This is a genomic window from Caballeronia sp. BR00000012568055 (assembly GCF_029439455.1).
In the GTDB taxonomy this organism is placed as follows: domain Bacteria; phylum Pseudomonadota; class Gammaproteobacteria; order Burkholderiales; family Burkholderiaceae; genus Caballeronia.
In genome coordinates, this window is sequence record NZ_JAQFVG010000366.1 from 4,084 (window position 1) to 30,746 (window position 26,663).

General features: G+C 61.9%; 31 protein-coding genes. 13 read left to right on the forward strand and 18 right to left on the reverse strand.

All coding sequences use genetic code 11. The features are described from left to right. The first annotated feature begins 129 nt into the window (after positions 1-129). Positions 130-342, forward strand: a complete 213-nt coding sequence (locus tag P7F28_RS33440) for a hypothetical protein (protein ID WP_277189656.1) — start codon at positions 130-132, stop codon at positions 340-342. Positions 343-512: 170 nt separating this feature from the next. Here P7F28_RS33440 and P7F28_RS33445 read toward each other — a convergent pair whose 3' ends face one another. Together P7F28_RS33445 and P7F28_RS33450 are read right to left on the reverse strand one after the other, a co-directional pair. Next, complete coding sequence (locus tag P7F28_RS33445) at positions 513-1,097, reverse strand: YebB family permuted papain-like enzyme (RefSeq protein ID WP_277189657.1); 585 nt, start codon at positions 1,095-1,097, stop codon at positions 513-515. A gap of 147 nt (positions 1,098-1,244) precedes the next feature. Continuing rightward, entirely contained in the window at positions 1,245-2,264 is a 1,020-nt protein-coding gene (locus P7F28_RS33450) for a sensor domain-containing diguanylate cyclase (protein WP_277189658.1), read from the reverse strand. Positions 2,265-2,453: 189 nt separating this feature from the next. On the opposite strand from P7F28_RS33450, the gene P7F28_RS33455 reads away from it, so the two are divergent. After that, the gene (locus P7F28_RS33455; protein ID WP_277189659.1) at positions 2,454-2,777 is read left to right on the forward strand and encodes a hypothetical protein; all 324 of its coding nucleotides are present in this window, start codon (positions 2,454-2,456) and stop codon (positions 2,775-2,777) included. 367 nt (positions 2,778-3,144) lie between these two features. After that, positions 3,145-3,486 carry a zinc ribbon domain-containing protein YjdM gene (locus tag P7F28_RS33460; protein WP_277189660.1) on the forward strand — a complete coding sequence of 114 codons (342 nt, stop codon included), beginning with the start codon at positions 3,145-3,147 and terminating at the stop codon, positions 3,484-3,486. A 38-nt stretch (positions 3,487-3,524) separates the two neighbouring features. On the opposite strand, the gene P7F28_RS33465 is transcribed toward P7F28_RS33460, so the two are convergent. The 8 genes from P7F28_RS33465 to P7F28_RS33500 all read right to left on the reverse strand — a co-directional run bounded on the left by P7F28_RS33465 (position 3,525) and on the right by P7F28_RS33500 (position 8,852). After that, positions 3,525-3,779 carry a hypothetical protein gene (locus P7F28_RS33465; protein WP_277189661.1) on the reverse strand — a complete coding sequence of 85 codons (255 nt, stop codon included), beginning with the start codon at positions 3,777-3,779 and terminating at the stop codon, positions 3,525-3,527. Positions 3,780-3,875: 96 nt separating this feature from the next. Next, positions 3,876-4,235, reverse strand: a complete 360-nt coding sequence (locus P7F28_RS33470; RefSeq protein WP_277189662.1) for a hypothetical protein — start codon at positions 4,233-4,235, stop codon at positions 3,876-3,878. Then, a complete protein-coding gene (locus tag P7F28_RS33475) occupies positions 4,232-5,050 on the reverse strand; it encodes a serine hydrolase (RefSeq protein WP_277189663.1) in 819 nt (272 codons plus the stop codon). Before P7F28_RS33475 ends, P7F28_RS33470 begins: the two co-directional genes overlap by 4 nt. Before the next feature lie 106 nt (positions 5,051-5,156). Continuing rightward, positions 5,157-6,413 carry an MFS transporter gene (locus tag P7F28_RS33480; protein WP_277189664.1) on the reverse strand — a complete coding sequence of 419 codons (1,257 nt, stop codon included), beginning with the start codon at positions 6,411-6,413 and terminating at the stop codon, positions 5,157-5,159. An 85-nt stretch (positions 6,414-6,498) separates the two neighbouring features. Next, positions 6,499-7,422, reverse strand: coding sequence for a LysR family transcriptional regulator (locus P7F28_RS33485; protein ID WP_277189665.1), 924 nt, complete (start codon positions 7,420-7,422; stop codon positions 6,499-6,501). Positions 7,423-7,486: 64 nt separating this feature from the next. Then, a complete protein-coding gene (locus P7F28_RS33490) occupies positions 7,487-7,906 on the reverse strand; it encodes an organic hydroperoxide resistance protein (protein ID WP_277189666.1) in 420 nt (139 codons plus the stop codon). 31 nt (positions 7,907-7,937) lie between these two features. Further along, on the reverse strand, positions 7,938-8,189 hold the full coding sequence (locus P7F28_RS33495; protein WP_277189667.1) for a hypothetical protein: 252 nt from the start codon (positions 8,187-8,189) through the stop codon (positions 7,938-7,940). Positions 8,190-8,327: 138 nt separating this feature from the next. Next, entirely contained in the window at positions 8,328-8,852 is a 525-nt protein-coding gene (locus P7F28_RS33500) for a thioredoxin family protein (RefSeq protein ID WP_277189668.1), read from the reverse strand. A 222-nt stretch (positions 8,853-9,074) separates the two neighbouring features. On the opposite strand from P7F28_RS33500, the gene P7F28_RS33505 reads away from it, so the two are divergent. The 3 genes from P7F28_RS33505 to P7F28_RS33515 are packed head-to-tail and all read left to right on the forward strand — an operon-like array spanning position 9,075 to position 11,298. Next, positions 9,075-9,197, forward strand: a complete 123-nt coding sequence (locus P7F28_RS33505; protein WP_277189669.1) for a hypothetical protein — start codon at positions 9,075-9,077, stop codon at positions 9,195-9,197. Between the two features lie 5 nt (positions 9,198-9,202). Further along, positions 9,203-9,958 (forward strand): response regulator, encoded by a 756-nt coding sequence (locus P7F28_RS33510; protein WP_277189670.1) that lies wholly within the window; start codon positions 9,203-9,205, stop codon positions 9,956-9,958. Further along, positions 9,955-11,298 carry a HAMP domain-containing sensor histidine kinase gene (locus P7F28_RS33515; protein ID WP_277189671.1) on the forward strand — a complete coding sequence of 448 codons (1,344 nt, stop codon included), beginning with the start codon at positions 9,955-9,957 and terminating at the stop codon, positions 11,296-11,298. Before P7F28_RS33510 ends, P7F28_RS33515 begins: the two co-directional genes overlap by 4 nt. On the opposite strand, the gene P7F28_RS33520 is transcribed toward P7F28_RS33515, so the two are convergent. From P7F28_RS33520 to P7F28_RS33555, 8 genes are all read right to left on the reverse strand, one after another. After that, complete coding sequence (locus tag P7F28_RS33520) at positions 11,285-12,481, reverse strand: acetate/propionate family kinase (RefSeq protein WP_277189672.1); 1,197 nt, start codon at positions 12,479-12,481, stop codon at positions 11,285-11,287. The genes P7F28_RS33515 and P7F28_RS33520 overlap by 14 nt on opposite strands. A 3-nt stretch (positions 12,482-12,484) precedes the next feature. Continuing rightward, positions 12,485-13,423: a phosphate acetyltransferase gene (locus P7F28_RS33525; protein WP_277189673.1), complete on the reverse strand. Its 939-nt coding sequence runs from the start codon at positions 13,421-13,423 to the stop codon at positions 12,485-12,487. A 122-nt stretch (positions 13,424-13,545) separates the two neighbouring features. After that, positions 13,546-14,313, reverse strand: coding sequence for a glycosyltransferase family 2 protein (locus P7F28_RS33530; protein WP_277189674.1), 768 nt, complete (start codon positions 14,311-14,313; stop codon positions 13,546-13,548). 4 nt (positions 14,314-14,317) lie between these two features. Continuing rightward, positions 14,318-15,121 (reverse strand): 1-acyl-sn-glycerol-3-phosphate acyltransferase, encoded by an 804-nt coding sequence (locus P7F28_RS33535; protein ID WP_277189675.1) that lies wholly within the window; start codon positions 15,119-15,121, stop codon positions 14,318-14,320. After that, positions 15,114-15,938, reverse strand: a complete 825-nt coding sequence (locus P7F28_RS33540; protein ID WP_277189676.1) for a MipA/OmpV family protein — start codon at positions 15,936-15,938, stop codon at positions 15,114-15,116. Before P7F28_RS33540 ends, P7F28_RS33535 begins: the two co-directional genes overlap by 8 nt. A gap of 29 nt (positions 15,939-15,967) precedes the next feature. Next, on the reverse strand, positions 15,968-17,299 hold the full coding sequence (locus tag P7F28_RS33545) for an NAD(P)/FAD-dependent oxidoreductase (protein WP_277189677.1): 1,332 nt from the start codon (positions 17,297-17,299) through the stop codon (positions 15,968-15,970). Positions 17,300-17,319: 20 nt separating this feature from the next. After that, positions 17,320-18,036, reverse strand: coding sequence for a 3-oxoacyl-ACP reductase FabG (gene fabG / locus P7F28_RS33550; protein ID WP_277189678.1), 717 nt, complete (start codon positions 18,034-18,036; stop codon positions 17,320-17,322). 155 nt (positions 18,037-18,191) lie between these two features. Then, complete coding sequence (locus P7F28_RS33555) at positions 18,192-18,452, reverse strand: phosphopantetheine-binding protein (RefSeq protein WP_277189679.1); 261 nt, start codon at positions 18,450-18,452, stop codon at positions 18,192-18,194. Between the two features lie 443 nt (positions 18,453-18,895). On the opposite strand from P7F28_RS33555, the gene P7F28_RS33560 reads away from it, so the two are divergent. The 7 genes from P7F28_RS33560 to P7F28_RS33590 are packed head-to-tail and all read left to right on the forward strand — an operon-like array spanning position 18,896 to position 26,656. Next, complete coding sequence (locus tag P7F28_RS33560) at positions 18,896-19,528, forward strand: hypothetical protein (protein WP_277189680.1); 633 nt, start codon at positions 18,896-18,898, stop codon at positions 19,526-19,528. Between the two features lie 5 nt (positions 19,529-19,533). Further along, positions 19,534-21,201: an AMP-binding protein gene (locus P7F28_RS33565; RefSeq protein ID WP_277189681.1), complete on the forward strand. Its 1,668-nt coding sequence runs from the start codon at positions 19,534-19,536 to the stop codon at positions 21,199-21,201. Between the two features lie 7 nt (positions 21,202-21,208). Continuing rightward, positions 21,209-22,168: an acyl-CoA synthetase gene (locus tag P7F28_RS33570; protein ID WP_277189682.1), complete on the forward strand. Its 960-nt coding sequence runs from the start codon at positions 21,209-21,211 to the stop codon at positions 22,166-22,168. A 4-nt stretch (positions 22,169-22,172) separates the two neighbouring features. Then, the gene (locus P7F28_RS33575; RefSeq protein WP_277189683.1) at positions 22,173-22,751 is read left to right on the forward strand and encodes a LolA-related protein; all 579 of its coding nucleotides are present in this window, start codon (positions 22,173-22,175) and stop codon (positions 22,749-22,751) included. A gap of 6 nt (positions 22,752-22,757) precedes the next feature. Beyond that, entirely contained in the window at positions 22,758-25,118 is a 2,361-nt protein-coding gene (locus P7F28_RS33580; protein ID WP_277189684.1) for an MMPL family transporter, read from the forward strand. Next, positions 25,115-25,915 (forward strand): polysaccharide deacetylase family protein, encoded by an 801-nt coding sequence (locus P7F28_RS33585; RefSeq protein WP_277189685.1) that lies wholly within the window; start codon positions 25,115-25,117, stop codon positions 25,913-25,915. The genes P7F28_RS33580 and P7F28_RS33585 overlap by 4 nt, the downstream gene beginning before the upstream one ends. Before the next feature lie 9 nt (positions 25,916-25,924). Further along, positions 25,925-26,656 carry a cyclopropane-fatty-acyl-phospholipid synthase family protein gene (locus P7F28_RS33590; protein WP_277189686.1) on the forward strand — a complete coding sequence of 244 codons (732 nt, stop codon included), beginning with the start codon at positions 25,925-25,927 and terminating at the stop codon, positions 26,654-26,656. Positions 26,657-26,663 lie beyond the last annotated feature (7 nt).

Sequence of the window (26,663 nt, forward strand, 5' to 3'; positions counted from 1 at the left end):
TTAGCCTTCGTTAGAGATTTGCAAACCCGCAATCGATAACTCAAACGAACGATCGTTTGACTTGATTCGTATGAGGACCAAGGCGAGCGTCAGCCGAGAAATGTTCGATATCCTAAGCATGAGGTGAGCATGCCCGCAGTCGCACTGTTTTCGATGTGTGATCGCTTCCTTCTCAATTGCGAGCGCCAAATGAACCTCGTCGTCATATTGATCGCTGCGCTTACCTTGTTTGCGGTGATCGGGCTTGGCTTGCTTGCCGTGGTGAATATTCTTTTTTCGCCGCCCAAAGAGCGACGGGATGTGCAAGAAGAACGAAGGGCGCAGGAAAGGCGGTTGCTTTAGAGGCAGGAATGTCTGCCCCCACATGCCTGACAATCTATAATTGGACATAATGTTAATTATCAATTTTTAATGTGGCGGTTAAATACGCTCCGCACACGCACCGTCTCGCCCGTGCTACGTAAATCTCGATCGAAGCAAGACGGCGCACTGTAGCACTGACTCCGATCGCTTTAATTCGAAGCCGACACGGTCCCATCGAAAAGTATGTCGAGATGTGGGCTGCCGAGCACGCTTGCCGGCGTGATTGTTTGGCGCTGCCACGGAATTCGCCCGAGATACCAGAGCCGCCAGAATCCGAGCGCCGCGGCCGGTTGCTGCGCGAGCAGTTCATCGAAGCGCTGCGCTTCTCCCACCGCAAGCCCAGTGGCTTCCGCAAGCACCTCATGCACGAAGCGCGAACAAAATTGGCGACGCGAATGCAGATCGAAGCCCGTGTCGTACCAGATTCCCACGCGGCCACGAGCGGCGTTTATCAGCCGCGTCTCTTCGCCAGCAGTCAGCGTTCGATTCAACCGGGCGACTGCCACGCGCCCGCCCTCCGAGCGCGCCAGAAAGCGGTCAAGCGTCGTGATACTGCTGAACGGAAATGTGCTCTCCGCAATCGCCACGCGCCCGTTCGCGTTCTCCACCACGATACCGACGTGATTGGTCCACGATCCGGTCGCGGTGGCGACTTCACGAAAAAGCCGCACGCCGACTCGAATGAAGATGACGTCCCCAATCGACAATGTCGCTGCGAGCAGTGTTGTTTCCATATCGATCTTGTCCCGATGCAGGGTTGTGAAGATCGATTCAGCATGCCCGTCGGAACGGATTTGCGGGCGAATTCAAGTCGGCGGATCGAAAGGCGCGCCCTGGCGTATCACGATTCGATACGCCTTCCCAAAATGCGCGCCCTCGCTTCAGCGCTGCGGCCCGCTTTCCATGAGCTTGCGCTCGCGTTTGTTGTCGTACATCGCTGCATCGGCGAGCGCGATGGCCTGATCGCGGCTGACGAAGCGCACGGCCACCGCGCCGACACTCGAGCCTTGATAATCGAACGCGGTGCTGCCCGAGCGGAATTCTCCGGCGGTTGCATCGATCATGCGCTGGCGAAGTTGTTCGACCGCGCGATTCGCCTCGTCCGGATCGCCCGATGCTGGGCCGACGAACGCGAATTCATCGCCGCCGATGCGCGCGAGCATGTCCGTATCGCGCGTCACGGCGGACATGCGTTGCGCGCAGCTTTTAAGCAAGCTGTCGCCGATCACATGGCCGTGTTCATCGTTGATCGACTTGAAATCGTCCAGATCGATCATGCCGACGATCACATAGGAGCCGTCGCGTGCGGCGCGCGCCAGCAAGCGGCCGAGCTCGTCCTGAAACGCGCGGCGGTTCGGCAGGCCGGTGAGCGAGTCGGTCAGCGCGTATTTCGCGAGGTATTCGTTGGAGCGTCGCACTTCTTCGAGCAAGCGTTCACGCTCGATATGCTGGGCGATGATCTTCGAGAACAGATTGAGCGCACTGCGCGCCCGCGGTCCGATACTCTTGCTGCGTTTGCTCGCCCCGCACAGCGTACCGATGATCGCGCCGTTGCTCGCGCATACCGGCGCGCTGGCGTAGGTCTCGATGCCCAGCGCTTTGGCCGCTTTGGAGTCGCCCCAGATTTCGCTGACGTTGGACGTGAAGCGTCGCCCTTCGTCGATACAGCGCTTGCAGAGCGTGTCGGACCACGGTACTTCGAGGCCTTCGGGAATGGTCAATTCGCCGGAATTGCGTGCAATATCGACGGATTGGATGCCTGCGGTTTCATCGATCGACGTGAGATAGACCGACTCCAGTCCGGTGACGATTTCGAGCATCTCGAGCAGTGGACGCGCAAGCTGTTGCAGGCTTTGCGCCGAAGCCACCGATTCCGAGAGACGTTCAAGCATGACTTCCATAGAACCCTCGTAAAGCTGAAGTATCCGCATTTTAACGTTGCGGGCGATTGTGTTCCCGCTTGTGTTCCGACTGAGGTCCGTCATACGCGCCTTCGCGCAGTCATGGAATCGTGGTTCAATCGTTGCGCGCCGCATTTTGGTCATCGACGATAACGACGATGCAGCCAAGGTGTATCAATTGAATTCGAAATGACAGAAGAACTAGTGGTCAAGAGCGTGAAGCTGACGGGAGGACGGCATCTTTCCGTGCACTTATCGAATCGCGCCGATGTTTCCTTGGGAATCGGCAATTTGCGCTATACGCTCACCGACAAAGCCGGTCACAGCGATGTCCACAGCACGCCCAACGCGACGCCTGTTCATCCGGGCGAGACCGTAGAGATATTTATCGAGGTGCACGAATCGGTCAGAATTCTGGACTTTATCGGCTATGAATTGCGAAGCGCGCGGACCATTCCCGTGCATGGGCGCGCTCAGGCGGGGTTATGGCGATGGCGTCTGACACGCACATGAAACGCCCTTGAAACGAGGCGTTGTATTTCTTTCCAAGCGCGTTTCTTTTTACCGGCCGCATCAGTTAAGCGCTAGAGTAGCGCGCTGCTGCATCACCTTAAGCCAAGGAAGACAAAAACAATGCTAAGCATCCTGACTCATGCCGCTTGCTTCGTTGCCGGGGTCGTGGTCGGGGTTTTCGTTTGTGCGTTATGCGTGGCGCGATCGAGAACGCCCCGAGACTGACGGCAACTGACGGCATCGAATATCTAACCGACGTCGGGCACGAATGCCCCGTGAAACTCCGGCTTGACGTAGAACATCATCTCTGTCTCAGCACCCGCTATACTTCCGCGCCTTGACACCACAGCAACACGCGGATAGCACGATGAGTACGTTTCCCCCCTGCCCCAACTGCCAGTCGGCCTTTACCTACGAAGACGGCGGCCTGTTCATTTGCCCGGAGTGCGCGCACGAATGGAGCGCAGATTCCGCCGCCCCGAACGAACCCGCCGGACGCATCTATAAAGACTCCGCAGGCAATATCCTGCAAGACGGCGACACCGTGACCGTCATCAAGGATCTGAAGCTTAAAGGTTCAGGCGGCACCATCAAAATGGGCACCAAAGTGAAAAATATCCGTCTGGTCGATAGCGATCACGATATCGATTGCAAAATCGATGGCTTCGGCGCGATGAGCCTGAAATCGGAATTCGTCAAAAAGGCCTGAAAAAAGCGGCGCGCGCTTAGTACTTTTTCAGTACTTGCTCAGTATTTGATATCGCGCGCCACTTCTCTTCCTTGCTGCTTGGTGCCGCGCTTGTCCTGCCGGCAACTCGCATTGCTTTGTTGATTCGAAACCACGCAGTTCTGTTTGGTCTGCCGCGCATGCTGACGCGTGTCCTGACGCACGCCGCGCGCGGTCTGCCGCTGCTGCGCCTGTTCGGTTTCCGCTGTTGCATCGGCATGAACGATGAAACACACGACCGCTGCCGACACCCATACTCCGAGCCTTGCACGCATGACATCGTCTCCCGAGCGTTTCATGCCATGTATAGCGAAGGATTCTCGTCGCAGCAATTTCGGCGGTGAAATAAACGTACAACGAAAGACGCGCGTTTATTTCGGCATCGAATCCTGCACGCAGCCTCGAATCATTTGGATATAAATGCGGTCGGCATATCGGCGTTCGAAATACTCGATACGCGTTTTGCCCGCGGCCGGCTGCACGCGCACGCCGATGCTCACGCCGTCGAAAAAGGTCTGCGCGCGCAGGCGAATCACGTTGCCATCGTCGATTCGGCTGAAGTCGCGCGTGCCGCTTTTCCAGCGCGATGCAATGCACGCGGCGACGGTCGGTTCATCCGCGTCCGTGAGCGTCTTGAACACCGGCGTCATGGCGAACATGCGATCGTCCTGCGAGCACGACGCCAGCAGCAGCAATGCAATCAGTACGCAGACAAGGAGCGGTGTGTTCATCGTTTGAGCAGCCAGCTTCGTACATTCACTGCGTCCTGAAAGTGCGCGTGTGCGTTCGGCGCGCCTAAAAATACGAGCAACATGGGATGCCCGCGCACCATCGTGATGATGATGAGGCAATGCCCCGCTTCGTTCGTGAAGCCGGTCTTCTGCAAGGCCACACGCCATGACGCGCGATACACCAGCGGATCGGTGTTGTGATACATCAACGGGCCATCGCCGCCGAGCACGAGCTTTTGATGCGACGTCGCGTAATCGCGGATCGTCGGATAGCGATACGCCGCGCGCGCCAGCCGCGTGAGATCGCGCGCCGTCGATACGTTATGCGGCGACAGACCGGTTGGATCGACGAAATGCGATCGCGTCATATGCAAACGCTTCGCTGTCCGATTCATCGCGCGCACGAAGCCCGGACGGCCGCCCGGATAATCGCGGCTCAGCGCAAACGCCGCGCGATTCTCCGACGACATCAGCGCGATATGCAGCATCGTTCGTCGCAGCAGCAGCGAGCCGACGGGCAGGCGCGAACTCGACCACTTCAGGCGATCGACGTCGGCATCGGTAATGCGTGCGGGGCGGATGAGTGAGCGCTTGGAATCGAGCACGATCATCGCGGTCATCAGCTTGGTAAGCGATGCAATCGGCATGCGCTGATCCGCGTGCTTTTGGTAAAGCGTGCGCCCCGTGCTCAGATCGATAGCGATAGCCGCGCGCGAAGACACGGTCGGTTTGGACGCAATGCGCTTGGCCTGCACGATGGCAGGCACGAAGCTCGCGAACAGCAGAATGAAGAGAAGAAGATGGAATCGGACCATGACGCGTTCAGTGACGCGTCATGGTTGGCGTTGCAAGTGTCATCGAAAAGGCACTCAGGCAGGCGGAAAGAGCGGGCTACCGTAAAGCGCAAAACTTAAATGCAGCTTAAACGTCCCGCGTGCGCGCCCATTGCGCAAGCCCTGCGCAGACGATCAGCAAGCTGCCCGTGACAAAGAATACCGAGTGCAGACCGAGCGTCACGCCGATTTGTCCGCCGATCAGCGGTCCCACCACTTGTCCGCTGAACTGCGCGGATTGCAGATAGCCGAGCATTTGCCCGGTGCGATGTTCTTCGACCGCGTTGCGCGCGAGTTTGGAGATGGACGGCAGCAAACCGGCGAGCGTCATGCCCATCAGCATGCGCAGCGCGGCGAGCTGCCACCACTGCGTGACGAAGGCCTGCGGAATCATCGCGATACCGGTCAGCAGCAGGCATCCGACAATCACGTTCCACGCGCCGATGCGATCCGCCAGCGCGCCGAGCCTCGCCGCCGTCAACATGCTGCCGAGCGCGGAGCACGCCATCACCACGCCCGCGATCCGCGCGACGTGATCGCCCGCCACGCCCAATCCGCCGATATACACCGTGATGATCGGCTCGATCGACATGTTGGCGAGCAGCACCATCATCGCAGTGACGAGCAGCGCGGCGATCACGCCATAGTGCGTGCGCGCCGTTGTCGATGCGTGGCCGGTGACGCGCCGCTGTTTCGCATCGCCGGGATGGAAGTCTTCCTTGACGATGAAAATGGTCAGCAGCGCCGCCACCGCGATCATCGCCGCGCCCGCGAAAAACGTGCCGCGTATGCCGATCCAGCCCGGCAGCAAGCCGCCAATCAGCGGCCCGGTGAGATTGCCCGCAAGCGCGCCCGTCGAAAGGATGCCGAGCGCCCAGCCCGCCCGTTCGCGCGGCGCCTGCGTGCCGACCATCACCGTCGATGCCGACGCGTATCCGCCGATCAGCCCCGCGATCAATCGCAGCACCACGAGTTGCTGCACCGAATGCGCGACGCCGATCAGCGACATCACGATCGCCATGCCGACGGCGGCGCGCACGAGCATCGGCTTTCTGCCGAACTTGTCGGCGAGTCTGCCCCACAGCGGCGCGGTGACGGCGGTGCCGAGAAACGTCGCGCCGAACGCGACGCCCGACCACTGAATCACCGATGCCTGCGATTCCACGCCAAGCTGCCGCACGTACAGCGGCAAAAACGGCAGCAACATGCTCAGGCTCACCAGCGTCGTAAACGATCCGAACGCGCAGACGATCAGATTGCGTTTCCAGTGCTGCGCGTTGCGTTCGGCGTAGCTGCTCGGTTTGACGTGCAGCGCATTCGACCGATCAATTACCGCGTGACTCATACATCCTCCGTGTTGATCCACGGAGTTCAGTCTAATTTCGATCGTTACGCGAGGGAATCGGCATGATTCGGAAGATAATCTTCCGCTAATCGGTTGAATCGAGGCTGAGTTCGTCGAAATGCTGCCGCAGACGCGGCGCGACGAAATCGACGAATGCACGCACTTTCGGCACCGCAAGCCGTCCGTGCGGCGTCAGCAAATTCACCGGCAGCGGCGCATGCTCGCTATCCGGCAGCACCACGCGCAGCGCGCCCGCCTTTACTTCCCGCGCAATGTGATACGAAAACAGCCGCGTCACGCCGCGCCCTTCCACGGCGGACGCCACCGCCGCACGAATCGTATTGACGATAAAGCGCGGCGTGAACTGCACCACGTGCGGAATGCCCGTCGCGTTCGACGGCGGAAAGCTCCACGAATCGAGGCCGAAATGCGTCATCGAAATGATTTGATGCGCGGCGAGATCGCCCGGTTCTTCGATCACTTCATGCGCGTCGAGATACGCAGGCGCTGCCGCGATCACGCGCCGTATCTCGCCGACCGGAATCGCGACCAGCGTCGAGTCCGTCAGATGCGCGATGCGCAGCGCCACGTCCATGCCTTCATCGATCAGACTGACGGGCCGATCGAGCATTTGCAGCCGCACCGAGACCGCCGGATATTGATCGATGAATGCTTCGATCATCGGCCTTAGCAGGTCTTCGCCAGCGGCGACGGGCGCGGTGATCGTCAGCAAGCCGCGCGGCGCGGCGCGTTCGTGCGCAATCAACAAGTCCGCTTCTTCGAGGTCCGTGAGAATGCGCCGGCACGCGATGGCATAACGCTCGCCCGCCTCGGACAGCTTGATGGTCCGCGTGGTCCGATGCAAAAGCGCTGTGCCCGTATGCGCTTCCAGAAACGCGATGGCCCGGCTCACGGCGGCGGGCGAACGCCCGAGCCGCCGCCCCGCGCCTGCCAGACTGCCTTCGTCCAGTATGGCGACGAAGACTTTCATCGCATCGATTCGATCCATGAGAAACGCGCGCCGCGTGCGTAAAAAGACGAGCAGCAAGTCTACGCTGCGGCGCGTGTTTCCTTCAAAGAACTGTGATGGTGATATCGATATTGCCCGTCAGCGCCTTCGAATACGGGCAGGTCTGATGCGCGAGCGCCGCGATCTTTTCCGCCATATCGCGTTCGATGCCCGGCAGCGTCACGTTCAGCCGCGCGCGCAGGAAGTACGCGCCATCGGCGGTGCCGAGATCGACTTCGGCATCGACGGAGGTATCGGCGGGAAGACGTGTCTGGAACTTCGCCGCCGCCTTGGTCATCGCGCCGATGAAACACGCTGACCAGCCAGCGGCCAGCATTTGCTCGGGATTGGTGCCGTTGCCCTGCGCGCCGGGCGGCGTCAGTTTGACGTCGAGTCGGCCATCGGAACTGCGCGCGGAGCCGTCGCGGCCGCCGGTGACGTGGGTTTTGCCGGTGTAGAGAACGGTGTCGATTTGCGTGGTCATGGTTTGATCCTTTGATAATGCGATGAATGATTTAGTGATGCGCGAACAGCGAGCCGGGGCCGCTTGTCTGCGTGACATGTCCGCCCGATTGCGATGTCGTATCGCTCATGCCGCCGTAGGCCTGCGCGCTTTCAGTGCGAATGGTCTGCGCACTCACGCCGCGCTGCGATGCCGGCGCGCCTTCGATCGGGTTGTAATGCGGCGCGGGGCCGTATCCGCTACTTGCGAATGCCGTGGCGGCTGATGTAGCCAAAATAGCTGCGGTAAAGATCTTCTTGAACATGATTGATTTGCCTCTGTTGATTAGGTGTTTCGGTGTGCATGCATTTGAACCCCCCGATGTATCTGCCTTGTTTCGAAACACCGCCTGCTGTGCAATGTTTTGTATCGACACAAAGCCAGATACACGGCGATACAAACCTCATTTCTGCGCCAGCAAGGTCTTGATCTGCGCTTCGGTCTGCGCGTAATCGCCTTCGCCGAAATGCGTGTAGACCACTTTCCCTTGCTTATCGATCAGATAGAACGCGGGCCAATAGCGGTTCTGATACGCGGCCCACGTCGCGTAGCGGTTGTCCTGCGCGACCGGATACGTAATGCCGAATCGTTCGAGCGCGCGCTTCACGTTGCTGGTATCGCGTTCGAACGGATACTCGGGTGTATGCACGCCAATCACTACCAAACCCTGATCCTTGTACTTCTGATGCCACGACTTCACCGCGGGCAGCGTGTTGATGCAGTTCGGGCACGTGTACGTCCAGAAATCCACCAGCACGACCTTGCCGCGCAATTGCTTCAGCGTGAGCGGCTCGCTGTTCAGCCATTTTTCGATGCCGGTGAATTCGGGCGCAGCATTGTCGTTCGATGCAGCCACCGCGCTGACGCTTCCCGCCGCCGCCACCGCGCACGCCGCGACTGCCGCCATATTTCTGATGCTCTTGAGCATGTCGATGTCCTCTCGCAAAGTTGGGCCGATGTCGGATCGGCATGACACGCATTGGACGCGGCGCGCGTATCCCGCTTGTGTCGAAAAACGGGCGCGTGTGAAAGGCTATGTATCGCGCGAAACGCCGGATACACTGAGATACAAAACGGCGGTCGGATCGGTCGCGCACGGGCGTTTCGTGGGCTATAAAGCTCACATCGATACCAACGAGCGGAACGTCTTATGAAACGCATGCTGACTCTCGCCGCCTTCCTGTTCGGCGGACTGGCGACCGAACTGGCGCATCCGGTGCAATGCCTGCTTCTCACACCCAAAACCACCCCAATCAAACGCAAGCGAACCTGAATGCGATGGAAACCACCGACCACGTATTGATCGTCGATGACGACCGCGGTATCCGCGAATTGCTGGCGACGTATCTGGAGAAGCACGGCATGCGCGTATCGCTGGCGGCGAACGGGCGGCAGATGCGCGCGGTGCTGGAACAGACCGGCGCGCCCGATCTGATCGTGCTCGATTTGATGCTGCCGGGCGAAGATGGCCTGGAGCTGTGCCGCGAATTGCGCGCGGGCAAATACCGCACCGCGCCGATCCTCATGCTCACCGCGCGCAACGAAGAAGCAGACCGCATTCTCGGCCTCGAAATGGGCGCGGACGATTATTTGCCGAAGCCGTTCGCCGTGCGCGAATTGCTGGCGCGCATCAAGTCGGTGCTGCGCCGCACGCGCATGCTGCCGCCGGGAATGGAGGTGAGCGAATCGTCGCAAATGCTCGTTTTCGGCGACTGGAAACTCGATACCACCGCGCGTCACTTGCTCGATGCCGAAGGCACGATGGTGGCGTTATCGGGCGCGGAGTATCGGTTATTGCGCGTGTTCCTCGATCATCCGCAGCGCGTGCTGACGCGCGATCAATTGCTCAATCTCACGCAAGGCCGTGCGGCCGATCCGTTCGATCGCTCCATCGATCTGCTCGTCAGCCGTTTGCGCCAACGTCTGCGCGACGAACCACGCGAGCCGCGATACATCAAGACGCTGCGCTCCGAAGGCTACGTATTTTCCGCGGCGGTGACGCCTGGCGGAACCCCTGAAGGGAGCGCCGAATGAGTACGACGATCCACACGCCGGTGCTGCACGCGCCCGCGTTCCTTCACTGGCCGCGCACGCTGTTCGCGCGGCTTGCGCTGATTCTCGTGGTCGGTATCGCGCTGGCGCAGGGCATGTCGTTCTGGCTCACCATGACCGAACGCGATCAGAGCATGGTCAATGTGATGACGGGCTATGTCGAACGCGAAGTGACGAGTTCGGTCGCCCTGCTCGATCATCTGCCGCCCGATGAACGCGCCGAGTGGCTGCCGAAGCTCGCGCGTCGAAGCTACACGTTCATCCTCGGTCCTGGCGTAACCGGCACGCCGCCCGATGCTGTGTTGTCCGAACGATTTGCGAAGTCGATTGCAGAAGGCATCGGCAAGCGTTATCCGTTGACCGTGAACGCCGTACCGGGCGATGCCGAGCGCTTTCAGGTGCACTTGCGTCTGACCGATGGCACGCCGCTCACCATCGATATGCGCCCGATGCCCGGCGCGCCGATGTCCGGCTGGCTGCCCGTCGTGCTCGTGCTGCAACTTGTGGTGATGGCTGCGTGCTGCTGGATCGCGGTGCGCATCGCGACACGTCCGCTGAAGCAACTCGCGCAAGCCGCCGATGCACTCGGTCCCGATCTCAAAGCGCAACGCCTGCCCGAAAGCGGACCCGACGAAGTGGCCCGCGCGGCCAAAGCCTTTAACGCAATGCAGGATCGCGTCGCGATGTATATGAAGCAGCGCATGCAGATTCTCGCGGCGATTACGCATGATTTGCAGACGCCGATCACGCGCATGCGTCTGCGCGTCGATGTGATGGACGACAGCGCGACCGGCGCGCGTTTGCAGCAGGATTTGAAGGAAATGGAAACGCTGGTCAAGGAAGGCGTGACGTACGCGCGCACGCTGCACGGCACGCAGGAAGCGCCCGCGCGGATCGATCCGGATGCGCTGATCGAAAGCATCGTGGACGATTATCGCGATGCGGGTATGGACGTGTCGTTGAGCGGCAGTATCGGCCGCGCGATGGTGACGCGGCCGCAGGCGTTGCGGCGCATCGTCGGCAATCTGGTGGACAACGCGCTCAAATATTCGGGCGATGCGCCGGTTGTCGTCGATATCGGCGCTGAGGTGAATGGACGTGTGCGCTTGTCCGTGCTGGATCGCGGACCGGGAATCCCGGAGGCATCGCTTGAAGCGGTGTTTGAGCCGTTCGTGCGGCTGGAGGAATCGCGCAATCGGCAGACGGGCGGCACGGGTCTGGGGCTGGCGATCGCGCGCCAGCTTGCCCGAGCGATGGATGCGGAGTTGACGTTGAGGAATCGCGATGAAGGTGGATTGGAGGCGCGGCTTATCCTCTCGTGACGCTCGTGAGATTGCGCGTATGCCGCGCAATCATCAACTCCTCATCCGTCGGCACGATCCATACGCCGACTTTCGAGGTATCCTTACTAATTCGCGGACCGCGCGCCACATTCGCCTGTTCGTCGAAGTCGATACCGCACCACGCCAGTTGCTCGCACACGCGCCGTCGCGTATCGGCTGAATTCTCGCCGACGCCCGCAGTGAAAACGAGCGTATCGATGCCACGCAGCGCCGCGATCATCGACCCGGCTTCGCGCGCAATCCGATACACATACAACTCGATCGCAAAGCGCGCGCGCGAGTCCTCGCTTGCGATCAGCGTCCGCATATCGCCGGACAAGCCAGATACGCCCAGCAAGCCCGATTGCCGGTACAGCACGTCCTCGATTTCGCGCGCGTTCATGCCCAGTTCATCGATCATGTAAAGCAGCACGCCCGGATCGAGATTGCCGCAGCGCGTGCCCATCATCAGGCCATCGAGCGCGGTGAAGCCCATGGTCGTGGCGATACTGCGGCCCGCATCGAGCGCGCACAGACTCGCGCCGTTGCCCAGATGCGCGACCACCGTGCGGCCGCGCGCGCCATCGGGCAAATTGGGCAAATTAGGCAACTGCGTCGATACGTACTCGTACGAGAGACCGTGAAAACCGTAACGCCTCACGCCGCGCCGCGTCAGCGATTCCGGCAACGCGAACGCGCTCGCGACCTCGGGTTGCGTCGCGTGGAAGGCCGTGTCGAAACACGCGACCTGCGGCACGTCCGGGTGACGCTGCGCGATGATATGAATCGGCTTCAGATTGTGCGGCTGATGCAGCGGCGCAAGCGGCGTCAGCCGTTCGAGTTCATTGAGCACATGTTCCGTGACGATCACCGGCTTCGTGAATTGCGCCCCGCCATGCACCACGCGATGCCCCACCGCCTTCAGCCGATGCCCCACGCCCAGTCCCCGCAAATACGCGCTGATATGCGCGATGGCATCGGCATGTTCGAGTGTGTCGCCGGTGCGCCAGGCGTGTTCGCCGGACTTTTCGCCGCGCGCGTTGTAGGCCGCGAAGCGTGGCGCGCTGAACAGGCCTTCCACTTGTCCGCGCGTGACGAGCTGGAGATCGTCGGTGTCGGCATCGTATGCGCTGAATTTAATGCTCGACGATCCCGCGTTCAACACCAGAAGGATATTCGCCATGACCTACCCCGAAATTTCGGCATCCTGACGGCGCTTGTCGATCACCATCGCTGCGACGGCGCACGAGGCCAGGCGTGTCAGCACGGAATCGGCGCGGCTCGTCAGAATGACCGGCACACGCGCGCCAAGCACGATGCCCGCAGCATCCGCGTTGGCCAGAAACGAGAGGCTCTTGGCCAGCATATTGCCCGCCTCAAGATTCGGCACCAGCAGCACATTCGCGCGCCCCGCGACCGGCGAATCGATTTTCTTGGTGCGCGCGGCGTCGAGGTCGATGGCGTTGTCGAGCGCAAGCGGTCCGTCCACCAGCGCGCCGGTGATCTGCTTTCTATCCACCATCTTGCACAATGCCGCCGCTTCTATCGTCGATGGCACCTTCGGGTTGATCGTTTCGATTGCCGAGAGAATCGCGACGCGCACTTCCTGCATGCGCAACGCGTGGCCCAGATCGATGGCGTTCTGGAGAATGTCCACTTTCTCTTCCAGCGTCGGCGCAATGTTGATGGCTGCATCGCTGATGATGAACGGGTTCTCCTGACCTGGCACGTCCATCACGAAGCAATGGCTCACGCGCCGCGCCGTGCGCAATCCGCCATCGCGCTTGACGACGGCGGCCATCAGTTCGTCGGTGTGCAGGCTGCCTTTCATCAGCGCTTCGGCCGCGCCTTCGTGCACGAGCGCGACGGGCCTGGCTGCGGCGGCGTGGCTGTGCGGCGCATCGATCACGGGATGACCGGCGAGGTTCAGGCCGCATTCCCTGGCGACCGCGCGAATGCGGGCTTCCGGGCCGACCAGCATCGGCGCGATCAATCCGAGTTCCGCCGCCTGCAATGCGCCTTCGAGCGAACTGCGGTCGCACGGATGAGCGACCGCGGTCGGCACCGGCGGTAAGGTCTTGCAGACGTCGATCAGCCGCTGATATTTCTCGTGCGCGCGTGCCATGAGGCCTCCGGCGGATCACCACGACGAGAAAAATTGTAGGACACGCGCGGTGCTTGCTCTAGCGCGCACCGGACGACGTTCGCATACGGCGTTTCGCTTTATTGAACGACCTATCGAACGGCTTATTGAGCGACCAGACGGCGCCACGCGAGCAGCGGCAAACGCAGCACGAAGCCGATCAGCAAGCGCAAGTGCATCCACGTCAGCAGCGCGTTGTCGCGTCCGTAATGGAAATGCGATACGCCGCCCTCTTCCGCTGTGAAATAACGCACGGGCGCATCGAGATTGATGGGTTTCACGCCGCGCCAGCATAAGCGCACGACCGCTTCGGGATCGAAGTCGAAGCGGCGCATGAAGAGCTGGCGACGCATGACGGACGCGAGCGGCGCGATCGGATAGACGCGAAAGCCGTACAGCGAATCGCCGATGCCCATCCACAACGTTTCGAGATTGGCCCAGCCGTTCGAGATGCGCCGCCCTTGCACGCGCAGTTGCGGCGCGCTGGCGTCGAATTTCGGCTTGCCGAGAATCATCGACGCAGGCGATTCGATCGATGCCCGCATGAACGAGCCAATCAGCGATGCCGGATGCTGCCCGTCCGAGTCCATCGTCAGCGCGTGCGTGTAACCGAGCTTCGCCGCTTCGTCGATACCCGCGAGAATCGCCGCGCCCTTGCCGCGATTTTCCGGCAGCACGATGACGCGCAGGCCATCGTCGGCTTCGGCCATTTTTTGCAGACGTTCGGCGCTGCCGTCGTTGCTGCCATCGACGACGACCCACACGGGATTCCATTGCTCGCGCGCGGCGCGCACGGTGTCATCGACTTTTTCGCCGGGGTTGTAGCTCGGAATAAGCACGAGATGCGTGGACGATGCCTGAGACATAAGCATGAACTTACTGATCGCCACGCGGACGATGATGCTCCAGCTCACCCGCATAAAACCGCTGCAATTCAGCGATAAAAGCCTGCAACGCAGCGTGATCGCGTTTAGGCGGCGCATAGCGGCGGCCGAGCGTCACGCGGTAAGTGATCGGCAATGTCGGCTTGCGAAAAACCTGCCAGCCCTTGCCCAGAAAACCCGAATCCGTTTCGATGATCAGCGTCTGCACCGGCATCTGCGAACGCGCCGCAATCAGCGCGATACCGCCTTTGAGCGGACCGATGGAATCGTTCTCCGTGCGCGTGCCTTCGGGAAACAGCAGCAGCGGACTGCCACGCTGCAATTCGGCGACGGCGGCGCGGATCAGCCCGACCGGTGAATCGTTGACGATATACCCCGCCAGCAACGCGCCGGGGCCTAAAAACACGTTGCCCGCGACATCGCCCTTCATCACGCAGCAGGTGTCGGGCACGCGCGAGGCGATCAACAGCGCATCGAGCAGACAGGGATGATTCGGTGCGAGAATCACCGCGCCGCGATCGGCCAAGGAATCGAGTTCGGAGAGATCGAAGCGGCACGCGCCGAGTGCGCGCAGCATCGCGAAATACGCATGCCACAAGCGCTGCACGACGCCGCGTCCGACACGACGCCCGGCGTTGGCGCTGAGCAAAAAACGCAGCAAGTACGCAAACGGAAACCACGCGAGACAGATCACCGCGAGCACGATCAGCGCGAAATAGAACGCGAAGGTTTGCCACACCGCTTCCAGCGATGCGCGCCCTTCCGCATGATCGAGCTTGCGATGCGCGTCACTCATCGCTCGCCACCATTTTGGATGACTGACCAAATACCCACGCCACCGCAACGCCGCCCGACAACGCGCTTTTTTGGCGCACGAGCGGGCTATCGGCGAAATGCGCGCCAGAAAGATTCGCATACCGTACGAACGCGCCGACCCAGTAGCGCGAGAAACGGCGCGACATCGAAATCAGCGCTTGTGCGCCTGCGTATCCGCCGCCCGCATCGAACGTGGGGCGATCGGCGGTGGCGTATTGCGGCGCGACCGAGTAGTAGTGCGCGGCGTATTTGCCATCCGCGAACATCGGGCCGGCGAGCATGCCCAGACGCAAGTTCGATACCCCGGCGACATCGACGATATCGAGGTTCAGATTCGGTGTGAACTGCCAGCCGACCGTTTTTGGCGACGACTCCAGCGTGATGCCAAGACGCGTCGGCAAACGCAGATCGAGCAGCATGTCGCGCGAAGCGGAGCGCCACAAGTGAATCTCCACCGATGGCCCGATTTCGATGGTCGGTTTCAGATCCGGCATGCCGGCGCGCGCGTTGTCATCGCGGCTGGACACGGGCAGCGAACCGAGCACGCTGACATTGAAATTCACGCGGTCTGTATCGAGAAACTGGCCGCGCACGCCGTCGCGATCCGCCTTGAAGAACTTGCCGCGATAGACGATATACGGAAACGGAAACGCCCACGCGCGCGTCTGATCCGAGCCCGGATAGTGCGGAAACGCCGCCACGCCCGCACCGACGCCGATTTCCCACAGCGGCTTGGTCGGCGGCGGCGCGGTGTCGTCGGCATAAGCGGACGCGCTGGTCAGGAGAAGCGCGGTCATGGCCGCGCGTTTGTGCGAAACCTTGCTCATCAATTGCCCTGCATCTCCGCGCGTTCGGCTTCGTTCAGATTGCGCCGCCGCATGCGATACGCGCGCATCGAATTGCGCCAGTCCAGCGCGGCGGCGATGTAATACACGCTTTTGAACGCGCGCAGCGAATGCCAGATTGGCGTTTTGCCGAAGATATCGCCGGCGAGCAGCGAGAGCAGCGCTTCTTTCATGCGCAGCGGATTACGCGGTCCCATGAAAAGATTGCGCATGGTCGGCGAGGTCATGCGATAGATGAACCACGAGAATTCGCGCGGACCGTGGCGTACTTCGCGGTCGAATTGTGCGAGCGCAGTTTGCGTTTTCGCGGGATTCGACAAGGCGGCGTCGATGGCTTTCGCGCCTGCGAACGCGCTTTGCATCGCCAGCATGACGCCGGAGGAAAAGACCGGATCGATGAAGGCGAAGGCATCGCCGAGCAAGAGGAAATTCGGGCCGTGCGTCATGTCGCCGGTGTACGAATAATTGCCGGTGGCGTGGACATCGCTGATTAGTTCGGCATCCTTCATACGTTCTTGCAATGGTCCGCACAGCGCGATCGTTTCGCGGAAAAACGCCTCCACCGATGTGCCCTTTGGACGCTGCTTCAGATACGCCGGCCACACGACCGCGCCAACGCTCGTTGCGCCATCGGCTAGCGGGATGAACCAGAACCAGCCGTGCTCGAACCAGAACACAGTGATATTGCCTTCGTTCTCGCCCGCGTTGCGTTGCGCGTTTTTGAAGTGGCCGTACAGCGCCGACGAGTTGTGCCGATCGTTGCGGCGCTTGGTTTTGAACTGATTGGCGAGCAAGGTATCGCGGCCCGAAGCATCGACGATAAAGCGCGCGCTGATCTGTTCGCTGCGTCCATCGTCGTGTTCGGCAACGAGCGTCGCGTGCTGGCCATTTTCCGCGAACGATACATCGCGTACGCGGCAGCCTTCGCTCACTTGCGCGCCGTGTTTCGCTGCGTTACGCAAGAGGATTTCATCGAGCTCGGAACGGCGTACCTGATACGCGCTCGGCATCGACTTATCCCACGCATCGGCGAATAAAAAGCGCTGCATGCGATTGCCGTGCTGCGGCGACACGAATTCCGCCGCCAGCTTGACCATGCCGATGGCGCGCACTTCGTCCGCCACGCCCAACTTCTCGAACAAGCGCAAATTCGCCGGCAACAAGGATTCGCCGATATGAAAGCGCGGATGCCGCGCCTTCTCGAACACCCGCACGCGATATCCGCGATCCGCCAGCAGCGTCGCGGCGGTCGAACCCGCAGGCCCGCCGCCGATCACGGCCACGTCCAAAGTGCTGTGCTGCGCTTCGCTCATCAGGTATTCCTCACGCAAATTCAAGCAATACCGCCATTGATGGACATGACCTGTCCGGTCACATACGCGGCCGCATCCGACACCAGATACGCGACCATGCCCGCGACTTCTTCCGCCCGCCCCGCGCGCTGCGCCGGGACGAGCTGTTTGATGCGCTCGGGCGTGAACACGTCGCCGAGCATGGGCGAGTCGATCACGCCGGGCGCGACCGCATTCACCGTGATGCCGCGCGAGGCCAGTTCCTGCGCCAGCGCCCGCGTCGCGCCGATCAGACCGGCCTTGGCCGCCGCATAGTTGACCTGCCCGCGATTGCCCATCAGCCCCGACACCGACGACATATTCACGATGCGCCCGCATCGCGTGCGGATCATCGGCATCAACAGCGGCTGCGTCACGTTGAAAAAGCCGTCGAGCGTGACGTCGAGCACGCGTTTCCACTGCGCGCGCGACATGCCGGCCATCGGTGCATCGTCGTGGATACCGGCGTTATTGACGAGAATCTGGATCGGGCCGCTTTCCAGGATGTGAGAAAGCGCGTGTTCGGTGGCGTCGGCATCGGTGACATCGAAGGCGACGGCATGCGCCGTGCCGCCCGCCGCGATGATTTCGCGCGCGCAAGCCTCGGCCCGCTCGATGCCGCCGTTCGCGTGCACCCAGACTTCGTGTCCGTCGGCGGCCAGCCGCTTGCAGATCGCCTGTCCGATTGCGCCGCTGCCGCCGGTTACGAGCGCGCGCATCGCGTGGTCGCTCCTGTCATTCGTGTGCTCCGCTGCGGTTGCGCGCTGTATCGAAAGGCATCAGACGAAACGAGCGTCTTTTTTCAGTCTCGATGCAGCGGGTTTCATTCAGGTGACAACGCGTCGATGGCCCGCTTCAGGCGAGCGATGAGCTTTCAGCGCGTGCGATGCGCCGCCACGTGCGCGGCGAGCGCGCCTAAGCTGGCGAAGATCTTCTGATTGTCCGGGTTGTCCGAACGCAATTCGAAGCCGTATTTCTTGGAAATCAGCAGGGCGATTTCCAGAATGTCGATGGAATCGAGCCCGAACCCTTCCTCGTATAGCGGCGTCTGTGCCGAAACCGCCTTCGGATCGACATCCTCGAGGTTCAGTTCGGCGACGATCAGTGCGGCCAGCTCTCTTTCCAGTTCATTCATCGTGTGTGCGGACCAGCGCGGGCGTTGGGTGGCAGAGTTCGTCGCAAAGTTGCTGCGCCGCGTCCCCGATCGCTGCCGGCTGCCTGTTTTCGAGATTATTGCAGTGGCGAAATTTTAGACGAACCCCCTTGGGACGCCTAGTAGTAAAGGTAACCGGGCGTATTCACCAATTCGTTTCGCGTTTTTCGAGAAAACCCGGCGATACCGTTTGCGCGCTTGGCGCACCCGCCGCCCATGTAGAATCCCGCGGTCTGACGAATGTAAGATCGTCAAACAATCGGTTACAGACCCGCCTGACGCGCCCGCGCGACAATCAAAGCAACCCAAATCTCATCGGCAGCACGTCTGCCGAGTTTTTGTTCATCTACCGAGCGTTCGCAAAACTCGCAAAACGCCATGTTGTTGATCGATCAGTGTTTCACTCTTCCGACGGGGATGCGCGCATGAGCGCCGCCGCCGTTTGCCGCGCGGCGCTGGGCGTCGCGGCGATCGCCGCGTATCAGATCGGCGCGCATCACGCCGTCTCGACGCCCGGTGAGCATGGGCTTGGACTGGCACTGGTACTCGTGCCGGTGCTGTTGTTCGCGCTGAGCGCCGCGGCGCGCTCGCCCGCCCGCGTGTGGCTCCTGCCGTTGTGGGCGATTGTGTGCGCCGCGTTGTGGTTTTATCGCGTGCCCCTTACGGCGCATTTCGGCTGGGGGCTTTATCTGGAGCACGTGTGCTTCAATCTCGCGCTCGCGTGGATGTTCGGGCGCACGCTCGCCGCTGGCCGCGAACCGCTGGTGACGCAGTTCGCGCGCATGGTTCACGGCACGCTGGAACCGCGCATCGCGCGATATACGCGGCGGGTCACGGTGGCGTGGACCGCGTTTTTTATCGGTATTGCGCTGGTTTCTACGGCTTTGTTTGCGCTGGCGTCCATCGTCACGTGGTCCACGTTTGCCAATTATCTGGCGCTGCCGCTGGTCGCGGTGATGTTCATCGGCGAATATGCGTGCCGGCGGATCGCGCTGCCGGGCGTGCAGCAATCAGGCATCCTCGATTCCGTGCGCGCTTACACCAATTCCACGCAGTGACTCAGATGCCAACCACTTTTCCGCTCGTTTTCCATGCTTCGCCGGATCAGACCATTGCATGGCGCAATGGCGAGCGCGTATCGGTGCGGGCGTTTCTCGCGGATGTGCGGCGCGTCGCGGCGGCGTTGCCGGACGGCGGGCACGTGTTCAATGTCTGCGCGGATCGGTATCGCTTCACGGTGAGTCTGTGCGCCACGCTCGTCGCCGGGAAAACCAGTCTGCTGCCATCGACGCACACGCCGGAAATGGTCCGCGCGCTGGCCTCCTTCGCGCCCGACGCCTTCTGTCTGCACGATAACGACGATTGCGCGATCGACCTGCCGCGTTTCCGTTATCCGGACTCGCTGTCGCATAGTGACGATAAAGACGAACCCGTGCCGCAAATCGATGCCGCGCGGATTGTCGCTTACGTGTTCACGTCGGGTTCGACGGGCGCGCCGGTGCCGCATCGCAAGACGTGGGGCTTTCTGGTCAAGAACGTGCGCGCCGCTGCCGATCGGCTCGGCCTGCTCGATGTCGAACCGGCAACGCTGATCGGCACCGTGCCGCCGCAGCACATGTACGGCTTCGAATCGACCGTGCTGCTGGCGATGCTCGGTGGCATCGCGTTCAGCAATCGCCAGCCGTTCTATCCGGTCGATATCCGCGCGGAGCTTGCCGCCGTGCCGGAACGGCGCGTGCTCGTCAGTTCACCGATCCATCTGCGCGCCCTGTCCGCCAATGCAGACGCCAACGAAGACACGTTGCCGCGCGCGGCGCTCGTGCTGTCCGCCACCGCGCCGCTCGCCGAAAAGCTCGCGGTCGATACCGAAGCGCGCCTGCACGCGCCGCTGATGGAAATTTACGGCAGCACCGAAACCGGCCAGATCGCGACGCGCCGCACCGCGCAGACTGCGGCGTGGGAATTGTTCCCCGACATCGTGTTCACGCCACACGCCAACGACGATGGCGACGGTCAAACCATGTGGGCATCCGGCGGCCACGTCGAAGTGCCCGTGCCGATGGGCGACGCGCTCGAACTTATCGACGATACGCATTTCCTGCTGCACGGACGCAAGGCGGATCTGATCAATATCGCGGGGAAGCGCACCTCGCTGGCGTATCTGAATCATCAACTGAACGCGGTGCCGGGCGTGGTCGATGGCGTGTTCTACATGCCGGACGACTCGCGCGATGCCGACGCAGTGCAACGCCTGATGGCGCTCGTGGTCGCGCCCGGACTGAACGCGGCGGACGTACAGCGCGCCCTGCGCGAACGGATCGACGCCGCCTTTATGCCGCGCCCGCTGATGTTCGTCGATACGCTGCCGCGCAACGCCACCGGCAAGCTGCCACGCGAAGTGCTGACGCATCTGATCGAACAGGAGCGCGCGAAAAAGGCCGCACTGAGCTTTACGATCGATGCCGCGCATCCCGCGCTGGCGGGCCATTTTCCGGGCCGTCCGATCGTGCCTGGCGTGGTGCTGCTCGATCACGCGCTCGATGCGATTGGCCACGCGCTCGGCACATCGTTCGATGCGTGCAAGATCGAGTCTGCGAAGTTTTTGAGTCCGGCGTCGCCCGGCGAAACGCTGGACGTCGCGTTCGAATCCGCTGCAAGCGGCGCGATCCGCTTCACGATCCGCGCGGGCGAACGCGCGGTCGCCAGCGGTTCGATCGGCGCAAAAGGATAGCCCGCGCATGGAACGCGACGATTGGGCCGATCGCCAGGAACGCAGCAATCTCGCGCTGCTGCGCTTTATGACGTGGATATCGCTGAGTTTCGGGCGTCGCGCGGGACGCGTGTTGCTGCGCCTCATCACCGCGTATTTCGTGCTGTTTTCGCCATCGGCGCGGCGCGCGTCGCGGTCGTATCTGAATCGCGCGCTCGGGCGGCATGCGGGCTGGCGCGATGGATATCGCCATGTGTTTTCGTTTGCATCGACCATTCATGACCGGATTTATCTGCTCAACGAACGTTTCGATTTATTCGATATCCGCATTCACGGCGTCGAACATGTGGAAGCCGCGTTGAGCGACGGACAAGGCGCGTTTCTGATGGGCGCGCATCTCGGCAGTTTCGAAGTGGTGCGGGCGATCGGGCGCGCACAGCCGCATATCCGCATCGCCATTACGATGTACGAAGAAAATGCCCGCAAGATCAACGCGATTCTCGCCGCCGTGAATCCGTCCGCGCAGCATGACGTGATCGGTCTCGGCAAGGTCGATGCCATGCTTAAGGTGCGCGAGCGGCTCGAATCGGGCAGTCTCGTCGGCATGCTGGCGGATCGCACGCTTCGACAAGCCGGCGACACGCTGAAAGAACGCGATTTCCTCGGCGCGCCCGCCGCGTTTCCGCTCGGGCCTTTGCATATGGCCGCTGTGTTGAAGCGTCCGGTGATCTTTATGACGGGTTTGTATCGCGGTGGCAATCGCTACGATATCCACTTCGAACCGCTGGCCGATTTCTCGTCGATAGAACGCCGCGAGCGCCCCGCCGCTGTCGATGCCGCGCTGACGCGCTATGTCTCGCTGCTCGAGCACTATTGCCGCATCGCACCGTACAACTGGTTCAACTATTTCGACTTCTGGCAAGGCAATCGCGCATCCGAAACCGTTCGTGCCGATACGCGTGGTCTGCAAGTTACAAGGGATTCCTAAGCTTATGCGATTGATTGCAGCCGCGCTTGCTATGTGTTTTGCCGTTGCTTCTCCGGCTCGTGCCGCAGAGAACAACTGGACGCTCGACCGCCTGATGAACACGCTCGGCGCGAAGAAATCCGGCCGCGCGCATTTCACCGAAACGCGTTATCTGAAGATCGCGCAGCAGCCGCTGGAATCGTCAGGAGAACTGGTGTTCAATGCGCCGGATCATCTGGAAAAGCACACCGTCAGCCCGAAGCCTGAAAACCTCGTCGTCGATGGCGACATGCTTACTGTCGATCGCAACGGCCACAAAACCACCGTTCCGCTGCGCAACTATCCGGAACTGGGCGCGTTTATCGAAAGCATTCAGGCGACGCTCGCGGGCAATCGCTTTGCACTGGAAAAAGCCTACAAAGTTTCCGTCGATGGCCACGGCGACGAGTGGACCATGACACTCATTCCCACCGATTCGCGCATGGTCGCGAAGGTTGCATCGATTGTTCTCGCCGGCACCGGCGATTCGCTCACGCGCGTCGAAATCAAGCAAGCCGACGGCGATCACTCGCTGATGCGCTTGCAAGACGCGTCCGCCCAGTAAGCCTGCATGCGCGCACGATTCCGGCAGCCCGCCGTCCTTCTCTGGCTGTGTTTGCTGGCGTGCTGCGCGGCGGTGATTGCGCGCGCGAATTTTTCGGCCGATTTGTCGGCGTTTTTGCCACGTACGCCGAGCGAGCAGCAGCGCGTGCTGGTCGAGCAATTGCGCGATGGTCTGGTGTCGCGGCTGATACTCGTGGGTATCGAAGGCGGAGATTCGAAAGGACGCGCCGACCTGTCGCGCAAGATGGCCGCGACCTTGCGCGCCGATAAACAGTTCTCTGCCGTCAATAACGGCGAACCGGTCGCGCAGGAAAACGATCAGCGTTTCGTTTATGCGCATCGCTATCAGTTGAGTCCGGCGGTGACGCCCGAGCATTTCACCGTCGCCGGTCTGCATGATGCGCTCGGCGGCAGTCTCGATCTGCTAACGTCATCGGCGGGGATGGTGGCGAAAGATTTGCTGCCGCACGATCCGACCGGCGAAGTGACCGCGCTCGTCAGTCAACTCGACAGCGGCGCGCAACCGTCGATGCGCGATGGCGTCTGGTCCTCGCGCGACGGCAATCGCGCGGTGCTGCTGGTGCAAACCGCCGCTGCCGGTTCCGATACCGATGCGCAAGCCCGCGCCATCACCGCGATTCGATACGCATTCGGCGATGCCGCGCCGTATCGCCTGCTGATGACCGGTCCCGGCGTGTTCGCCGTCGAAACCCGCGACACCATCATGCGCGACGTGCGATGGCTGTCCACCGCGAGCATCGTGTTGATCGTGGTGTTGCTGCTGGCGGTGTATCGCTCGGTGCCGACTTTGCTGCTCGGCCTTGCGCCGGTGCTCACGGGCGTCGCGGCGGGTATCGCAGCCGTGAGTCTCGCGTTCGGCACGGTGCATGGACTGACGCTCGGTTTCGGCACGACGTTGATCGGTGAAGCCGTCGATTATTCGATTTATCTGTTCGTGCAGTCATCGGGCGTGCAGCGGCGCGAGACGCTGAAGGAATGGGTCGCAGGCTTCTGGCCGACCATCCGCCTCGGCGTGCTGACGTCCATCTGCGGTTTCGCGTCGATGCTGTTTTCGGGTTTTCCGGGCCTCGTGCAATTGGGCTTGTATTCGATCGTCGGTCTGGCGACGGCGGGCATCGTCACGCGCTTCGTGTTGCCGCATTTGCTGCCTTCTGATTTCGCTATCCGCGATGTTTCGCGGCTTGGAAACGTGCTCGCACGGTTTGCCGCGCGTGGATCGCGGTTGCGCGTGCCGTTGGCGGTGCTGTTGATCGCGGCCATCGTCGTCTTGCTCGTGCAGCGTCACGGCTTGTGGAGTCAGGAATTGTCGGCGCTGAGTCCGGTATCGCAAGCCAGCCAGAATCTCGATGAACGCCTGCGCGCGGATGTCGGCGCGCCGGACGTGCGCTATCTGGTGGTGGTATCGGCGGCGGGCGAGCAGGCGGTACTCGAACGCGCCGAAACGCTCGCGCAGCGCTTGCAGCCTTTGGTCGATCAACACGTGATCGCAGGTTTCGAGTCGCCCGCGCGCTATCTACCGAGCGATGCCGCCCAGCGCGCGCGCCTCGCCAGCCTGCCCGATGCGCCCATTCTGCGTGAACGCTTGACCGAAGCCCTGCGCGATCAGCCGATCCAGCTAAAGCCCGACACTTTCGAACCCTTTATCGCCGATGCTGAAGCCGCGCGCGCGCAGCCGTTGATCAAACGTGCCGATCTGCGAGGCACGTCGATGGCGCTGGCTGTCGATTCGCTTCTGACCGAACGCGACGGCCGCTGGACCGCGATGCTCCCGCTGCGCGCCTCCGAAGGCACCGATGTTCAGGCGCAAACAATCCGCGCGGCGCTCGCGCAAACGCACGTCCCCGACGCGCTTTTCGTCGATATGAAAGCGGAAGCGGATCGGCTCTATCAGAACTACGTGCGCGAGGACATTCGCCTGTCGCTCGGCGGATTCGCGGCGATTGTCGTACTGCTGATCGTCGCGCTGCGTTCACCGATTCGCGCCGCGCGCACGCTCGCGCCGCTGGTGGCCGCGGTGCTCGTGGTGATCGCTGGTTTGGCGGTCGCGGGCAAAACGCTCACGATTCTGCATCTGATCGGCATGTTGCTGATCGTCGCGGTCGGCTCGAATTACGCGCTGTTCTTCAACTATCGTGAGCATTCGGATCAGACTGCTGTCGCGCCGCAGACGTTGGTATCGCTGGTCATCGCCAATCTGGCGACGGTCGCGGGCTTTGGTTTGTTGGCGCTTTCGAGCGTGCCGATGCTGCATACCTTCGGCCTCACGATCGGTCCCGGCGCAATCCTCGCGCTGCTGTTCTCCGCGATTCTCGCGCCGAAGCGGAATGTGCGGAACGTCGCCCGATGAACACGCCGCGCCCCTATCGCCCCACGCCGATGATTACCGGCGCGCTCGCCGTCCACGCGGGCGCGGTCGCGGCGCTGGCCGTTTCGCCCGCGACATGGCCGTGGGCGGCGGCGGGCGTGGTGGCATCGCATGCGGCGTTGACGGCGGCGGGATTGTGGCCGCGCAGTACGCTGCTCGGGCACAACTGGCTGACGCTGCCCGAATCGGCGGAACGGAGCATCGCCATCACTATCGACGATGGACCCGATCCCGAAGTCACGCCCCGCATGCTCGATCTGCTCGATCGACACGCCGCGCGCGCGACGTTTTTCTGCATCGGTGAGCGTGTGCAGAGGCATCCGGAGATCGTCGAGCAGATCATCGCGCGCGGGCATGCGGTGGAGAACCATAGCCAGCGGCATCGGCATCACTTTTCGCTGTCGGGACCGGGCGCATTGCGGCGGGAGATCGAAGTGGCACAGAACACGATCGGCGAAATCGTGGGCGTAACGCCGAGGTTCTTTCGAGCGCCGGCCGGACTGCGCAATCCGTTTCTCGAACCCGTGCTGTGCGCGCTCGGCCTGCAACTCGCAAGCTGGACGCGACGCGGCTTCGATACGCGTGAACGCAACGCAAAAGTCATCGCCGATCGTCTGACACGCGGACTCGCCGCGCGCGACATTCTTCTGCTCCACGACGGCCATCCCGCACGCGACGCCACCGGCGAACCCGTCTCGCTCGAAGCGCTGGATATCGTATTGCGGAAGATCGCCGACGAAGGCTTGCGATGCGTGACATTGCGCGAGGTCATCACGTAGACTGCGCGCATGGTCCCGAGCGCGCTCATCGATGCAGCCAGCCTTCCCTACCGCGCCGCGGGGCGCTTCGCGTGGCATTTTGCATCGGCGAAGCTGCGGCACGATCCGTTCTTCGGCCATCTCCTCGCGCACGGTCTGATTCCCGATCACGCCCGCATTCTCGATCTCGGCAGCGGCCAGGGATTGCTCGCTGCGTGGCTGATCGGCGCGCACGCGTGGCATCGGCATAACGCGTGGCCTGAGCGATGGCCTGCGCCGCCGGTGCCGCGCTCGATTCATGGCATCGAACTGACGGAGCGCGATGTGTCGCGCGCGCGGATCGCGATGCGCGGGCACACAGGGTACGCAGGGCAGATCCGTTTCGAGTGCGGCGATATCCGCGAGACGCCGTATCCGCAGAGTGATGTGATCGTCGCGTGCGATGTGCTCCATTACGTCGATGCCGCCGCCCAGGAAGCCATTCTCCGCCGCGTGCGCGCGAGTCTCGCGCCGGACGGCGTGCTGCTCCTGCGCGTCAGCGATGCCGCCGATGGCTTTCGCGCCGCGCTCGATCGCGCGATCGATTTTGGCGTGCAAGTGGCGCGGTCGCGGCGCACGAATCGGCTGACGTGCCGGAGTATCGGGCAATGGCTGGATTTGCTCGATGCACTGCGTTTTCAAGTCACCACGCTCTCGATGGGACACGGCGCGCATGCCGCGAACCGGCTCCTGATCGCCCGTCCCATTCCAGAGTCCGAATAAGTCTGTT